The sequence below is a fragment of the Stenotrophomonas mexicanensis genome, from assembly GCF_032911605.1.
In the GTDB taxonomy this organism is placed as follows: domain Bacteria; phylum Pseudomonadota; class Gammaproteobacteria; order Xanthomonadales; family Xanthomonadaceae; genus Stenotrophomonas; species Stenotrophomonas maltophilia_A.
This window is the reverse complement of record NZ_JAWJTG010000015.1, coordinates 1-13,623: the sequence shown is the minus strand read 5'-3', so window position 1 is coordinate 13,623 and position 13,623 is coordinate 1. Positions and strand designations below refer to the sequence as shown.

Sequence of the window (13,623 nt, the reverse complement as noted above, 5' to 3'; positions counted from 1 at the left end):
GGCTTATGGATCCTTTTCCAGCACCTGCATCAACGCTTTGAGCACAGCTTTCTCAAGCTGAGCACGATGTCCGCAAAGCCATAGAGGAAAGGCGCAGCAAGAAGCGCGGAGACGCCTGATCCCAAAAGCCAGGGAACAATGCCAGTAAGCGCCAACACGATGCTGATGACGCCAACCGCGGCCGACAAACCTCCGACCGTCTGGATGACAAGCGGCAGCGTCTCACTCTCTACTCGTGACTGTTCTGCCGAAGCCGGGTCCACCGCATCCATTTCACTCATGATTAGTCCTGTCCGTGAAACCTGAATACTAGCTCAGTAAACGGCGTTTTGTGCTGGTGTCTCTCGGAACATCCCACCGCTCCAGTGGGGGCGCTTCTTATCCGCCGACTCAGCAAGAACACAGGGGTACCGCGCACCACTTCCTGCTTGAGCCGCAGCAGCGCCGTCGACATCAGACTCCGCGTGAAACAGCGGGATCACTTCCACTGCAGCAACGGTCTGAATCGATTTCTTGATTCTTTGCCGAGAGTTTTTTTGCATCCATCCCTGTCCTCAGTTGAGGACAGCTGCGCAGGTAGGGAAGCCTGAGAAAACAAAAAGGCCCCTATCACTAGGGGCCTTCTGGAATCCTGGCGGAGAGAGTGGGATTCGAACCCACGGAAGGTTTAACCCTTCGCCGGTTTTCAAGACCGGTGCCTTAAACCGCTCGGCCATCTCTCCAATCGGGTCCCGGTCGCCCGGGCAGCGGCGTATTCTCGCACGTGAAGAGCATTTGCCCAAGACCACCCTTGCCCCCGCCCTTCGCATCCGGCACGGTGGGGCCTTCACTGCAATCGGAGCCCCCATGGCCCACCTCGATCTGGCCAACCTGCGCACCACCCTGCTGGACGACACCCAGCTGGCCGCAGTGGCCCTGCACCGCACGTTCGCCGGGCACCTGCCGGTCAGCAGTGGGCATGTGGTGGTCTGCGATCCGCTGGTCCAGGCCGAGGCGCCGGCGCTGGCCGACTACACCGCGCCCCTAGGCCGGCATCCGGTCGAAATCATCGTGCACAGCGGCCGCCCGGCGCTGGCCGTGGTCTGGTTCAAGCCCCGCGAAGCCCTCACTGCGTCTGCCCTGCACTGGCAGATGGCACGCTGGACCACGCAGGACCTGACCGGCCTGGATGAGGACAGTTTCATTGGCTATCCGGTCGACGCCGGCATCGGCTGCTTCATGGATACCAACACTCAGCAGGCACTGCTGGCTCTGATCGAACAGACCGATGGCGACGAAGACAGCGAATGGTCGGATGCGCTGATCGACCATGACGGCCTGGATGAAGGCGCCGAGTACCGCCCCTGGGGCGAGGACTCTCCACACGGCCTGGTCGTATTCACCAGCGGCTGGGGCGACGGCGTCTATCCGAGCTACTGGGCGCTGGATACCTCCGGCATTCCGGTCGCCCTGGTCACCGACTTCCTGTGCATCCAGGGCGGTGACGGGCGCGACGAGCGCGAGATCGCCGACCAGGCCTATCGCGACAGTCTTCCACCCGAAGAAGCTGAAGCGCTGGCACGGCTGGTTGCCGCCGTGGACCGCGACGACCCGGATGCGCTGCGAGAGCTGTTGAAGGATGCGCCACAACGCGCCAACCAGATCGAACCCGGTTGCGGCGGCACCGCCCTGTTCGAGGCGATCCGCCTGGACCGCCCACAGGCACTGCAGGTGCTGCTGCAGGGCGGACCGTTGCCCGCAATGCCCGAGCGCCTGCACATGAGCAAGGTGACAAGCTATCTGGATTACGCGCGCTTCCTGAAGAAGCCACGCAGCGCGGAACTGATGGCGGTGCTGGAAGCGCCAGTCATTGCCGAGCCCAGGCCAGCCGCACCGCCGCGGCGCAGCTTCTGGGACCGGCTGTTCGGCCGGAACTGACCTGGGCCGGAAAGCAGCAACGCCGGGCATGGCCCGGCGCTACCGTTTCACAGATCGGCGGTGCAGTTGCGGCCAGGTGCCTCAGCCCGCATCCACTGCCAACGCGCCCAGCGCACTGGCCTTGATCCGCTCCTTGGCCTTTTCACAGGCGCCACCGCAATCCAGGCGCGAGGCCTCCAGCTGCGGCGGCAGGTGCTCGGCCAGGAAGTCGATGAACACGCGCACCGCCGGCAGCAGGCCGCGGCGCGAGGCGAACACGGCGTGACACACGCCCTGCGGCAGCGACCAGTCCGGCAGCACCACTTCCAGCTCGCCGTTGCGCACGGCATCGGCGCACACGGTTTCCGGCAGCATGGTGATGCCGAAGCCGTCCTTCACCATGCTCTGCAGCAGCGGGAAGTCGAAGCCGGCCACGCGCGGCTGCAGGTCGACCCGGCGCACTTCGCCTTCCGGGCCATGCAGCTCCCAGCGCTGGCGTGCTTCGTCTTCGCTGATGCTTAGGGTGACGTGCTGGGTCAGCTCTTCAGGATCCTTCGGCCGGCCGGCGCGATCCAGGTACTTCGGGCTGGCCACCAGCAGTTCCTGCACCTGTCCGAAGCTGCGCATCACCAGGCTGCCATCGTCGTCCAGGCGCGAGCGCACGCGCAGGGCCACGTCGTAGCCTTCGTTGATGATGTCCACGCGGCGGTTGCTGATGTTCAACTGCAGGCGCACCTTCGGGTACTGCTCAAGGAACTTGGGCAGCAGCTTGGGCAGCTGCATCTGCGCCAGCGATACCGGCACGCTGGCGCGCACCACGCCGCGCGGTTCCGCGCTGAGGCGGTCCACCACTTCGCGTGCGGCCTGTGCCTCGGCCAGCATCGTCTGCGCGTGGCGGTGCACGCTGGTGCCGACATCGGTGACGGCGAAACGACGCGTGGAGCGCTGCAGCAGGCGAACGCCCAGGTCGGTTTCCAGCTGGCTGATGCGGCGGCTCAGGCGCGACTTGGGGATACCCAGTGCGCGCTCGGCGGCGGCGAATCCGCCATGGTCGACCACCATCGCGAAGTAGTACAGATCATTCAGGTCATGCATGCCCGAGTTCCATATCTAGAACAATACGTGGCATTCAACCACCTTTATTCCGCCTTTGCAACAACCTATCGTTCTCTCCGTCGGCGGCAAGTCCGCCACCTCTCCCGAACATAGGTACTGCCATGAAGCTTCTGCACATCGACGCCAGCGTGCTTGGCGACAACTCCGTCTCCCGCCACCTGACCGCCGCCGTGGTGGCCCAGTTCACGCAGCAGATCGACGGCCTGCAGGTTGATTATCGCGATCTTGACGCCAATCCGGTACCGCATCTGCGCAGCGGATCGCTTGCCAGGACCGACGCTGCCGAAGCCGCCGATGCTGAACAGGTACTCGAGCAGTTCCTTTCGGCCGATATCGTGGTGATCGGCGCGCCGATGTACAACTTCAGCATTCCGTCCACCCTGAAGGCCTGGATCGACCGCGTGGCCGTGGCCGGGCGCACCTTCAAGTACACCGAGAACGGTCCGGTCGGCCTGGCCGGTGGCAAGCGGGTGATCATCGCCAGCAGCCGTGGCGGCATCTACACCGATTCGCCCGCGGACTTCCAGGAGCCGTTCCTGCGCCAGACGTTTGCCTTCTGGGGCATCAACGATGTCGAGTTCGTACGCGCCGAAGGCATCGCCTACTCGCCGCAGCACCGCGAAGACGCCATTGCTGGCGCACTGGCTGCGCTGCCGTCGCACGAAGCGGCCGCGGCCGCTGCTGCATAAGCGTTCCAGCGTTCGGCGCCGCTCTCTCCTCGTCTGGGCGCTGAACGCGGGCCGGGATCCCCTCCCCCATCCCGGCCCACCCTGGCGGCCCCGCTTTGCGGGGCCGTTTTTTTGTATCTGGCCTGAGCGGTGCGCCATCCACGCATGGCGTGGATCTACCGAAGCACATGCAGTAGATCCACGCCATGCGTGGATGCAGCGCAATGCATAACACTCATCAGAACGTTAGGCTGAGTCATGAACTACATCGTGACGACTGCGCACCGCAGCGAATTTCCGCACCCGATCACCCTGCGCCGTGGCCAGGCGCTGGTGGTGGGCGAACGTTATGAAGGGCCCGAAGGCTGGGAAGACTGGTTCCTGTGCGAGGCAGAGGGCCAGCAGCCGGGATTCGTGCCGGCGCCGGTAATCAGCCGCGACGCGCAGGGTGGCGCATTTGCCACGGAAGACTACTGCGCGCGGGAACTGGATGTGGATCCCGGGCAGCTGCTGCGTGGCGAGCGCACGCTCAATGGCTGGGCGTGGTGCGTGCCGGAAACCGGCGAACCGGGCTGGGTGCCGTTGGAGAAGCTGCGGGTTCTGGAGTGATCACGGTGGTTCATCCACGCATTGCGTGGATGTAGCCCGCATCGTAGATCCACGCCATGCGTGGATACGGTGCCATGCAAGCATGGCACCCACCAGAGCCAGAGCAGTGCCATGCAAGCATGGCACCCACCCCATCAGGCTATCAGCCGATGGTTTCCAGGCCGCCCATGTACGGGCGCAGGGCCTCCGGCACGGTGATGCTGCCGTCGGCGTTCTGGTAGTTCTCCATCACCGCGATCATCGCGCGGCCCACCGCCACGCCCGAACCGTTCAGGGTATGCGCCAGTTCCGGCTTGCCCGTGGCCGGGTTGCGCCAGCGGGCCTGCATGCGGCGGGCCTGGAAGTCACCACAGTTCGAGCACGAGGAGATCTCGCGGTAGGTTTCCTGCGACGGCAGCCAGACTTCCAGATCGTAGGTCTTCACCGCCGAGAAGCCCATGTCGCCGGTGCACAGCAGCACCTTGCGGTACGGCAGGCCCAGCTTCTCCAGCACCACTTCGGCGCAGCGGGTCATGCGCTGGTGTTCGGCATCGCTGTCTTCCGGGCGGCTGATCGAGACCAGCTCGACCTTCTCGAACTGGTGCTGGCGGATCATGCCGCGCACGTCGCGGCCGCCGCTGCCGGCTTCGGCGCGGAAGCACATCGAGTGGGCGGTCATGCGCAGCGGCAGGCGCTCGGCGTCGACGATCTCGTCGCGCACGATGTTGGTCAGCGGTACTTCCGAGGTCGGGATCAGGTAGCGCGTGGAATCGCCCACGGCGGTCTTGAACAGGTCGTCCTCGAACTTCGGCAGCTGGCTGGTGCCGCGCAGCGAATCGGCGTTGACCAGCAGCGGCACGTTGGTTTCCTCGTAGCCGTGCTCACCGGTGTGCAGGTCGACCATGAACTGGGCCAGCGCACGGTGCAGGCGCGCGATCGGGCCACGCAGCACGGTGAAGCGCGAGCCGGACAGCTTGGCGGCAGTCTCGCCGTCCAGCCAGCCGTTGCGGGCGCCCAGTTCGACGTGATCGAGCACCTTGAAGTCGAACTGGCGCGGGGCTCCCCAGCGCGCCTGCTCGACGTTGTCGTTCTCGTCGGCACCGGCCGGCACGTCATCGGCCGGCAGGTTCGGAATGCCCATCGAAATGGCATCGATCTTTTCGCGCAGCTCGTCCAGCGCCACTTCCGAAGCCTTCAGCTCGTCGGCGAAGGCAGCGACCTCGGCCATGATGGCCGAGACGTCCTCGCCCTTGGCCTTGGCCTGGCCGATGGCCTTGGAACGGCTGTTGCGCAGGCTCTGCAGCTCCTGGGTCCGCACCTGGATGCGCTTGCGATCAGCCTCCAGGGACTCCAGGGCAGACACGTCGAGCTCGAAGCCGCGGCTGGTGCGCAGGCGTTCGGCGAGGTCGGCGGGCTGGTGGCGGAGCAGGGCTGGATCAAGCATGGCAGGTGTCGTGGTGGGTATCAGGGATGGGATTATCGCTTGTTATACGGATTTCTGCCGCCCGGTTCATTCCCGCCGTGGCAGAATCGGGCTATTCCGTACTGGTCCGGTCCATGTCTGCACCCCGCTCGTCGTCCGCCAAGTCGTTCACTGTGCATATCCCGCGCAACGCCCTGAAGATCGCCGGCATCGCCTTCGGCGTGGGCGTGCTGCTGTTCGTGCTGGTCTGGCTGACCGGCCGTGACAAGGAGTTCTTCCGCGCCGACCCGGCCGCACAGACCCCGCAGGAAACCGCCCAGGTCGAGCCCCTGCCGGAACCCTTGGCCGCTGCAGCCGGTTCCAGCGACATGCCTGACGCCAAGCCGGCACCGGTGGAGGAGGAAGCGCCGAAGCTGGTCGAAACCGCTCCGCCGCCACCCGCCCCGATCGCCGAGCCGGCCCCGGCCGCCCCGGGCGCTGCGCCGGCTGCGACCAGCAACAGCCAGCCGATGCCGATTGCCGGCCAGTCGCCGCCGCCGTCGTACCCCGCCGCCGCCCTGCGCGCCGGGGAAACCGGCACCGTGGTGGTACGCGTAGACGTGGACGCCACCGGCTATCCCAACAACGCCACCGTGATCCAGCGCAGTGGTTCACGCGACCTCGACCGTGCCGCCACCGACGCGGTGCGCCGCTGGCGTTTCACCCCGGCGCAGAGCAATGGCCAGGCCGTGCCCGGCAGCATTGAAGTACCGTTCGACTTCAAGACGCAGTAACTGAACGCTTCCCGGCAGGCAAACTGAACCCTGCCGGTGGCGTTGACGCAGCGCTGACACTTCCCGTCCATGGCTCGGGCAACACTTCCCACGTCGTCAGTTGACGGAAGGAGTTTGCGATGACTGCCACCACCCACGAAGACCTTCATTCGCCGCAGCTGCAGCAGGATTCGAGCGTGCAGCACAAGCCCACGTCGCCCTGGATGTGGATCGCGCTGATTGTGGCGATGTTTGCGGCCGCCCTGCTGTGGCTGCGCCATTCCAACCAGGAGGATGTGGCGCCGGCACCGGTTGGTGAGCGCATGTTGCCCGCCCCTGAGCAAGCTGCGGTGACTGATGCAGCAACACCTGCAACGCGCCAGGCTGGCCCTGCCTCCAGCCAGCACAAGGCCGCACCGGCGACACGTAATCGCGAAGCACGCCCGCTGGCCAGCAACCGCATGCCCACCTACCCCGCTGCCGCACTGCGCAGTGGCGTGCAGGGCAGCGTGATCGCCAGCCTGAATGTTGATACCCGTGGCAATGTCGCCAACGCTGCGATTGTTTCGCGCAGCGGCGAGCGCAGCCGCGACTTGGATCGTGCGGTGCTGAACACCGTGCAGAACTGGAAGTTCCAGCCTGCGGTGCATGACGGCCGCGCAGTAGCAAGCGTGGTGCGGGTCCCGGTGGATTTCCGCACCGAGCAGCGTTGATCGCGGACGAGGGGTTCGTGATGTTTCGACGGAGGCTTCGGCCTCCGTCTTTTTATGCGGAAAGGCGTGCCAACCAAGGTTGGCACCTACCGGGTGATGTTAGCGTGCCAACCAAGGTTGGCACCCACCGGGTTACGTCATCTGCCGGGCGTGGCCGCTCAGGCCAGGTTGAACCCGGCGCTGCGCGCCAGGCCATCGAAGTCCGGGAAGGAGGTGGCGACGTTGGCGATATCGTTGATGCGCACTTCGCCGTCACTGATCTGGCCGGCGATGGCGAAGGCCATGGCGATGCGATGGTCACCGTGGCTTTCGATGGTGCCGCTGCCCAGGCGCACACCGCCGTGCAGGGTGGCGCCGTCTTCGGTTTCGTCCACCTGCATGCCCAGCGCGCGCAGGCCGGTCGCCATCGCGGCGAGACGATCGGATTCCTTTACCCGCAGTTCGGCGGCCCCGCTGACCACGGTCTGGCCTTCGGCGGCCGCAGCGGCCACGAACAGCGCCGGGAACTCGTCGATCATGTCCGGCACCAGTGCTTCCGGAATGCGTGCGCCCTTCAGCGGGGCGTAGCGCACCACCAGATCCGCCACCGGTTCACCGCCCTGCTCGGCCGGATTTTCTTCGGTGATGTCCGCCCCCATCAGGCGCAGCGCGTGCAGCAGGCCGGTGCGGCGTGGGTTCAGGCCGACCTGTTTCAGGCGCAGCTCGGAGCCCGGAATGATGCTGGCAGCCACCAGATAGAACGCAGCCGAAGAGAAGTCCGCCGGCACCACGATGTCAGTCGCGCGCAGGCGCTGGCCACCACGCAGGCGGGCCTTGCCGGGCGAGAATTCGATGTCCACGCCGAACGCGGACAGCATGCGCTCGGTGTAGTCACGGGTCGGGTGCGGTTCGGTCACCTGGGTTTCGCCCTGCGCGTACAGGCCGGCCAACAGCACCGCCGACTTGATCTGCGCGCTGGCCACCGGCGAGGCGAAGTCGATGCCGTGCAGCGTTTGGCCGCCATGCACGTGCAACGGCGGCGTGCCATCGCTTTCAGTGTCGATCTTCGCGCCCATCTGCGACAGCGGGCCGGTCACGCGGCGCATCGGGCGGCCGGACAGCGACTCATCGCCGATCAGCGTGCAGTCGAATGCCTGGCCCGCCAGCAGACCGGCCAACAGGCGCATGCCGGTGCCCGCGTTGCCGCAGTCCAGCGGCGCATCCGGCGCCTTCAGGCCGTCGATACCGACGCCGTGCACGATGCGCTGCGACGGGCTGGGGGTTTCGATGCGCACGCCCAGCTGGCCGAAGATGCGCGCAGTGGCGCGGGTGTCCTCGCCTTCCAGGAAACCCTCGATATGCGAGGTGCCATCGGCCAGCGCGGCGAACATCACCGAGCGGTGCGAGACCGACTTGTCTCCGGGAATGGTCAGGCTGCCCTGCAGCGGCTGGCCCTTGCGGGCAATCCAGTGTTGCGCGTTGCTCATCGTTCGATCATTCCGTAAACGCCGGCAGCACCGGCGATGCATCAGGGGGCAGCGGCCGCAGCCGCCACAGCAGCACTCAGGGCACGGCCACCGGATAGGAACCCAGCACCTTGATCTGTGCCGAGTGCGCTTCCAGTTCGGCCAGCGCGGCCTGCATCGGCGCGTCGTCGATATGGCCGGCCAGGTCGATGAAGAAGCCGTATTCCCACTTGCCGTGGTGCGACGGGCGCGACTCGATGCGGTTCATGCTGATGCCGTGGCGGGCGAACGGGCTGAGCACGTCGAACAGCGCACCGGGCTTGTCATGGATGAACACCAGCACCGAGGTGCGGTCATGGCCGGAGGTCGGGAAGATGTTGCGGCCCACCACCAGGAATCGCGTGGTGTTGTCGGCATCGTTCTGGATCGGCTTGGTGACCACCTTCTTCAGGCCGTACACATGGCCGGCACTCTCGCCACCGATGGCCGCTGCGTCGTCGGCGTTGCGCGCACGGCGCGCGCCTTCGGCGTTGCTCGACACCGGAATCTTCTCGGCCTTCGGCAGGTTGGCGCGCAGCCACGCCGAGGTCTGCATGAACGACTGCGGATGCGCGTAGATGCGCTCAATGTCCTCGATGCGGCCGCTGCGCGACATCAGGTACTGCTGCACGCGCAGTTCCACTTCGCCACAGATCTTCAGGTTGGAGGTCAGGAACATGTCCAGGGTGATCTGGATGGTGCCCTGCCCGGAATTCTCCACTGGCACCACGCCGAAATCGGCGTTGCCCGCTTCCACTTCCTGGAACACTTCTTCGATGCTGGCCATCGGCAGGCCCAGCGCCGAGCGGCCGAAGTGCTTGAGCACGGCCTGCTGGCTGAAGGTGCCTTCCGGGCCGAGGTAGCCGATCTTCAGTGGCTCCTGCTGGGCCAGGCAGGCCGACATGATCTCGCGGTAGACGTGCACCAGCAGCTCATCGCTGAGCGGGCCTTCGTTACGGTCCACCACCATGCGCAGCACCTGCGCTTCGCGCTCGGGGCGGTAGTAGTCGACGGCGGCGGCAAGCTTGCCCTTGGCCTTGCCGACCTGGTGGGCGAAGCGCGCGCGCTCGGCGATCAGGCTCTGGATGTCGCGGTCGATCTGGTCGATCTTCGAGCGCACATCGGCCAGCGCCAGCGGCGCCAGGGTGGGTGCCGGGTTCGACGCGGCCTTGGCCTTGCCCTTCGCCTTGGTGGGCGCGCTGTCCTTGGCCGGTTCAGCCTTCTTCGGCGCCTTCTTGCTGGATTTGCTGCTTGCCATCGGAGTTCCTTGTTGCGGGGCACGCACCCGACGGTGCGCGCCGTTCATTGCTCAACCGTGACGCTGCTGGAAATCGGCCATGAAGGCGACCAGCGCCTCGGCCCCGGCCAGCGGCATGGCGTTGTACAGCGAGGCGCGGATGCCCCCGACCACCTTGTGCCCCTTCAGCGCCAGCAGGCCGGCGGCCTTGGCTTCGGCGACGAAACGGGCATCAAGCTCGGCATTGGGCAGGAAGAACGGGATGTTCATCCGCGAGCGTGCCGGGTGTGCGACCTCGTTGCGGTAGAAGCCCCCGGAACCATCGATGGCGCCGTATACCAGCGCGGCCTTGGCGGCATTGCGCTTGGCGAACTCGGCCACGCCACCTTCGGCCAGCATCCACTTGAACACCAGGCCGGCCAGGTACCAGTTCCAGGTCGGCGGGGTGTTGAGCATCGAATCGCGGGCGACATGCGAGCGGTAGTCGAAGATGTCCGCGCGCGGCTGGCCGCTGCGCTCGAGCAGATCGCGGCGGATGATCATCACCGCGATGCCGACCGGGCCCAGGTTCTTCTGCGCGCCGGCGTAGATCACGCCATAACGGCGCACATCCAGCGGTTCGCTGGCGATGGACGAGCTGAAGTCGGCGATCAGCGGGACGCCGCCGGTGTCGGGCACATCACGGAACTCGACGCCGTGGATGGTTTCGTTGGCGGTGATGTGCACGTAGGCGGCATCGGGCGACAGCTGCCAGTCGGCGCGCGGCGGCAGCGTGCGGTAACCATCGGCCTCGCTGCTGGCGGCGATGTTGACGTCGACGTAGACACCGGCCTGCTTGACCGCCGTCTTGCCCCAGTGACCACTGACCACGTAATCGGCACGCTGGCCGGGGGTGGCGAAGTTGAGCGGGATCAGCGCCTGCTGGGTGGTGGCACCACCGGACAGGAACAGCACCGCATAGTCTTCGGGGATATCGAGCAGTCGACGCAGGTCGGCCTCGGCCTCGGCGGCCACGGACATGAACTCCGCACCGCGATGGCTCATTTCCACGATCGAGGCACCGGTACCGTGCCAGTCCAGCATTTCCGCCTGCGCCTGGCGCAGGACCGATTCCGGCAAGGTTGCAGGGCCGGCACTGAAGTTGAACGCGCGCGTCATGTCACACCTGTGGGGCAAGACCCCTAGTATGCCGCAGTGCACCAGCCTTGCGGCCTTGTGCGGCAAGGGAAATTTGGTTTCATTGGAATCCATTGGCCAGCAGCATTGCCCCGGTAGTCGCCGACCTTGGTCGGCGTACGCCGTCAGGCGTCATCCCCGCCGAAGGAGCGTGCCGACCAAGGTCGGCACCTACCAGAGCGGATACGGCCGGTTCAGATCAGCGCGCGCCGAACCAGAGCAGCAGGCTGAGCAGTGCAGCCAGCAGCAGCGCACTCACCAGCAGCCACGGCCAGCGCCGGACCTTCCGCGGCGCGGCCGGCAGCACCGGCGCCTGCTCGGCGTCCTGGCTGGACTCGTCTTCATCCGGCAGCGGGCGCCGGCGCGGGTCATGCGGCACTTCCAGCACGAACCGGTGCTGGCCATCGAACACCACCTGGTCGCCGGCCTGCAGCCAGCAGTGGCGCACGGCCACGCCATTGACCCGTGTGCCATCGGCACTGCCCAGGTCACGCAACAGCACGCGCTCGCCGTGCACTTCCACGCGGGCGTGCTGTTCGGCGAAGGCCGGTTCATTGATCTCGATGTCAGCGTCGCCACCGCGGCCGATCAGGCGGGACCGCGACAGCGTGAAGCTGCGGCCATGGTGCAGGCCACCGACACCGCGCAGCAGGCGCTGCTGCTCATTGGTGCCGTCACCGCCGTTCGGTGCGGGGGCCTGCAGCAGGCTCTCCACCTCGCCCTGCAGGACCATTTCCACGCCGTCCACATACACCGCATCGCCCGCACGCAGCAGCGCCATGCGCCGCACCGGGCGACCGTTCACATGAATGCCGCGGATACCGTTGCCGACCTGCAGCCAGAGGCCGCGATCATCCACGCAGAACTGCGCCAGCAGCAGGGCACCGTGGCCGGCGTCGCCGAGCCTCACACTGCCATTGGCCTGGCGCACGATGCGTTGCACCCCGGGCCGCAGCGGCTGGTCGGGCTGTTGTTGTTGGCTGAAGTGAACAAGCAGGTTCTGCACGCGGCGCAGCCTAGCAGGTTGGTCGCCAACGAAGAAGAACCCACGATGAGTGCTTGGCGCGAAGGCCCTCGATGCGCACAATGCTCGCCCTCATTGATCATCCCCGCTTTGCGCCAGGAGCCTGCATGTCCACCATCGATGTCCGCCACGCCCACGCCCTGCCCGATGCACAGGCGCGCGCCGCGATCGAACAGGTCGCCGCCAAGCTGTCCGAGCGCTTCGGCCTGAAGTCGTCCTGGACTGCCGACGTACTGAATTTCTCCGGCAGCGGCGTGGACGGTGCGATCGAACTGCAGCCGGGCGCCGTGCGCGTCACGGCCAAGCTGGGCTTCCTGCTGTCGGCGATGAAGGGCATGGTCGAAGGCGAGATCCAGCGCGTTCTGAAGGAAAAGCTGGGCTGAACCCCGGCGGCGGCCATCACGGCCGTGCAACGCCAACGCGCGCTACTCTCGGGGCAGGCCCAACTCCCACGGGAAGTGCGATGAACCACTACGAGAACGACGACCGCCGCAACGACGACGCCTCTTTCGGTGACCAGGCCGAGCGCTTCTCGCGCAAGCTGAGTGACTCGGCGCAGCAGGTCTGGTTGGCCGGCCTGGGCGCTCTTGGCCGTGCACAGGCCGAAGGCAGCCGATTCTTCGACGGCCTGGTGAAGGAAGGCGAAGCCTGGGAAGCCCGCCGCCGTGAACGCAACAGCGAACACGGCCCGGGCTGGCGCGACAACGTTGAAACGTCGCTGGACGAGGCCCGCGAGAAGGCTTCCGGTACCTGGAACAAGGTCGAAAAAGCGTTCGACGACCAGGTGCAGGGCGTACTCAAGCGCCTGCACGTGCCAACCGCCGACGAGGTGACTGCGCTGGAGGCGCGCATCGACGCACTGCAGGCACGCCTGGCCAAGCTGGAGAATCGCGACGCCTCGGGCACTGATGCACCTGCACCGGGCAGCCATCAGTCGCCAGGCAGCCTGCCCTGACCGGCAATTGTTGCAATGCAATAAATTTTGATTGACAATCGCGAGCAACCCGCCAATCGCTTCGGCTGCCGTTTGTTCCCTCCCCTCACGGCTTCAGGATTGGCGGGTTTTTCGTGCCCGCGGTGTTCCAAATTGCGTGCTCCATCACGCTTCATGTCAGGAACCTCCTGACTCAGCGGCACGGCGCGACCTTTACACTGTCGCCTTCGCATTCGCCCCTTCCGCGCACCTCCTGCATGCTCCCTTGGATCCTGGCCCTGCTGTCGGCCCTGCTTACCTGTTCCCTGGCTGTTGTCTATCTGTGGTGGATCAAGCGGCGGCAAAAGGAGATGCAACTCGGCCTGCAGGCCCTCGCGGGCATGCACTGGCGCGAGTTCTCGGTGCTGGTCAAGCGCATGCTGCGCGAGCAGCGCGGCCTGCGCGAACTGGATGACCCGGGCGAGGAGTGCCGTGAGCCAAGCAGCGATTTCCTGCTCAGCGACGGCCCCAACAGCTGGCTGGTCTCGTGCAAGCACGGCTTGGCCTATCGCATCGGCACCGCCGCGGTGAACGAACTGGGCGCTGCCGCGCGCTTGGCCGGCGCCCGCGGCG

General features: G+C 66.2%; 14 protein-coding genes, 1 tRNA gene and 1 pseudogene. 8 read left to right on the top strand and 8 right to left on the bottom strand.

The features are described 5' to 3' along the window. Positions 1-29: 29 nt before the first annotated feature. Entirely contained in the window at positions 30-281 is a 252-nt protein-coding gene (locus R1L06_RS08505; RefSeq protein WP_046986722.1) for a hypothetical protein, read from the bottom strand. Positions 282-632: 351 nt separating this feature from the next. Next, positions 633-722, bottom strand: a tRNA-Ser gene (locus R1L06_RS08500). 124 nt (positions 723-846) lie between these two features. On the opposite strand from R1L06_RS08500, the gene R1L06_RS08495 reads away from it, so the two are divergent. Further along, on the top strand, positions 847-1,917 hold the full coding sequence (locus tag R1L06_RS08495) for a DUF4241 domain-containing protein (protein ID WP_317217446.1): 1,071 nt from the start codon (positions 847-849) through the stop codon (positions 1,915-1,917). An 81-nt stretch (positions 1,918-1,998) separates the two neighbouring features. Here the strand turns inward: R1L06_RS08495 and R1L06_RS08490 are convergent, their stop codons facing one another. Continuing rightward, a complete protein-coding gene (locus R1L06_RS08490; protein WP_005410175.1) occupies positions 1,999-2,991 on the bottom strand; it encodes a LysR family transcriptional regulator in 993 nt (330 codons plus the stop codon). Between the two features lie 122 nt (positions 2,992-3,113). On the opposite strand from R1L06_RS08490, the gene R1L06_RS08485 reads away from it, so the two are divergent. Beyond that, a complete protein-coding gene (locus tag R1L06_RS08485; RefSeq protein WP_071227507.1) occupies positions 3,114-3,701 on the top strand; it encodes an FMN-dependent NADH-azoreductase in 588 nt (195 codons plus the stop codon). Positions 3,702-3,938: 237 nt separating this feature from the next. Next, entirely contained in the window at positions 3,939-4,289 is a 351-nt protein-coding gene (locus tag R1L06_RS08480) for an SH3 domain-containing protein (protein ID WP_032129792.1), read from the top strand. A 142-nt stretch (positions 4,290-4,431) separates the two neighbouring features. Here the strand turns inward: R1L06_RS08480 and serS are convergent, their stop codons facing one another. Next, positions 4,432-5,712, bottom strand: a complete 1,281-nt coding sequence (serS, locus tag R1L06_RS08475; RefSeq protein WP_317217445.1) for a serine--tRNA ligase — start codon at positions 5,710-5,712, stop codon at positions 4,432-4,434. 113 nt (positions 5,713-5,825) lie between these two features. Here serS and R1L06_RS08470 point away from each other — a divergent pair, with 113 nt between their 5' ends. Both R1L06_RS08470 and R1L06_RS08465 read left to right on the top strand, forming a co-directional pair. Further along, positions 5,826-6,464: an energy transducer TonB gene (locus tag R1L06_RS08470; RefSeq protein WP_049399657.1), complete on the top strand. Its 639-nt coding sequence runs from the start codon at positions 5,826-5,828 to the stop codon at positions 6,462-6,464. Positions 6,465-6,583: 119 nt separating this feature from the next. Then, the gene (locus tag R1L06_RS08465; RefSeq protein ID WP_317217444.1) at positions 6,584-7,156 is read left to right on the top strand and encodes an energy transducer TonB; all 573 of its coding nucleotides are present in this window, start codon (positions 6,584-6,586) and stop codon (positions 7,154-7,156) included. A 158-nt stretch (positions 7,157-7,314) separates the two neighbouring features. On the opposite strand, the gene aroA is transcribed toward R1L06_RS08465, so the two are convergent. The 4 genes from aroA to R1L06_RS08445 all read right to left on the bottom strand — a co-directional run bounded on the left by aroA (position 7,315) and on the right by R1L06_RS08445 (position 12,059). Further along, positions 7,315-8,622, bottom strand: coding sequence for a 3-phosphoshikimate 1-carboxyvinyltransferase (gene aroA / locus R1L06_RS08460; RefSeq protein WP_317217443.1), 1,308 nt, complete (start codon positions 8,620-8,622; stop codon positions 7,315-7,317). Positions 8,623-8,698: 76 nt separating this feature from the next. Beyond that, positions 8,699-9,898: a prephenate dehydratase gene (gene pheA / locus R1L06_RS08455; RefSeq protein ID WP_014037689.1), complete on the bottom strand. Its 1,200-nt coding sequence runs from the start codon at positions 9,896-9,898 to the stop codon at positions 8,699-8,701. Between the two features lie 51 nt (positions 9,899-9,949). Further along, positions 9,950-11,035: a 3-phosphoserine/phosphohydroxythreonine transaminase gene (serC, locus tag R1L06_RS08450; RefSeq protein ID WP_317217442.1), complete on the bottom strand. Its 1,086-nt coding sequence runs from the start codon at positions 11,033-11,035 to the stop codon at positions 9,950-9,952. A gap of 217 nt (positions 11,036-11,252) precedes the next feature. Further along, entirely contained in the window at positions 11,253-12,059 is an 807-nt protein-coding gene (locus tag R1L06_RS08445; RefSeq protein ID WP_121503610.1) for an FHA domain-containing protein, read from the bottom strand. 125 nt (positions 12,060-12,184) lie between these two features. On the opposite strand from R1L06_RS08445, the gene R1L06_RS08440 reads away from it, so the two are divergent. The 3 genes and pseudogenes from R1L06_RS08440 to R1L06_RS08430 all read left to right on the top strand — a co-directional run. Then, positions 12,185-12,460 (top strand): polyhydroxyalkanoic acid system family protein, encoded by a 276-nt coding sequence (locus tag R1L06_RS08440; protein WP_005417302.1) that lies wholly within the window; start codon positions 12,185-12,187, stop codon positions 12,458-12,460. Between the two features lie 80 nt (positions 12,461-12,540). Further along, positions 12,541-13,032 carry a phasin family protein gene (locus R1L06_RS08435; RefSeq protein ID WP_317217441.1) on the top strand — a complete coding sequence of 164 codons (492 nt, stop codon included), beginning with the start codon at positions 12,541-12,543 and terminating at the stop codon, positions 13,030-13,032. Between the two features lie 236 nt (positions 13,033-13,268). Then, a pseudogene (locus R1L06_RS08430) lies at positions 13,269-13,623 on the top strand (restriction endonuclease); the annotation flags it as partial.

What these genes read in the sequence shown, in the direction of transcription:
- aroA (WP_317217443.1), bottom strand. Translation starts at nt 8,622, where the DNA reads ATGAGCAACGCGCAACACTGGATTGCCCGCAAGGGCCAGCCGCTGCAG.
- R1L06_RS08505 (WP_046986722.1), bottom strand. Translation starts at nt 281, where the DNA reads ATGAGTGAAATGGATGCGGTGGACCCGGCTTCGGCAGAACAGTCACGA.
- R1L06_RS08440 (WP_005417302.1), top strand. Translation starts at nt 12,185, where the DNA reads ATGTCCACCATCGATGTCCGCCACGCCCACGCCCTGCCCGATGCACAG.
- pheA (WP_014037689.1), bottom strand. Translation starts at nt 9,898, where the DNA reads ATGGCAAGCAGCAAATCCAGCAAGAAGGCGCCGAAGAAGGCTGAACCG.
- serC (WP_317217442.1), bottom strand. Translation starts at nt 11,035, where the DNA reads ATGACGCGCGCGTTCAACTTCAGTGCCGGCCCTGCAACCTTGCCGGAA.
- R1L06_RS08490 (WP_005410175.1), bottom strand. Translation starts at nt 2,991, where the DNA reads ATGCATGACCTGAATGATCTGTACTACTTCGCGATGGTGGTCGACCAT.
- R1L06_RS08495 (WP_317217446.1), top strand. Translation starts at nt 847, where the DNA reads ATGGCCCACCTCGATCTGGCCAACCTGCGCACCACCCTGCTGGACGAC.
- R1L06_RS08470 (WP_049399657.1), top strand. Translation starts at nt 5,826, where the DNA reads ATGTCTGCACCCCGCTCGTCGTCCGCCAAGTCGTTCACTGTGCATATC.
- serS (WP_317217445.1), bottom strand. Translation starts at nt 5,712, where the DNA reads ATGCTTGATCCAGCCCTGCTCCGCCACCAGCCCGCCGACCTCGCCGAA.
- R1L06_RS08480 (WP_032129792.1), top strand. Translation starts at nt 3,939, where the DNA reads ATGAACTACATCGTGACGACTGCGCACCGCAGCGAATTTCCGCACCCG.
- R1L06_RS08465 (WP_317217444.1), top strand. Translation starts at nt 6,584, where the DNA reads ATGACTGCCACCACCCACGAAGACCTTCATTCGCCGCAGCTGCAGCAG.
- R1L06_RS08435 (WP_317217441.1), top strand. Translation starts at nt 12,541, where the DNA reads ATGAACCACTACGAGAACGACGACCGCCGCAACGACGACGCCTCTTTC.
- R1L06_RS08485 (WP_071227507.1), top strand. Translation starts at nt 3,114, where the DNA reads ATGAAGCTTCTGCACATCGACGCCAGCGTGCTTGGCGACAACTCCGTC.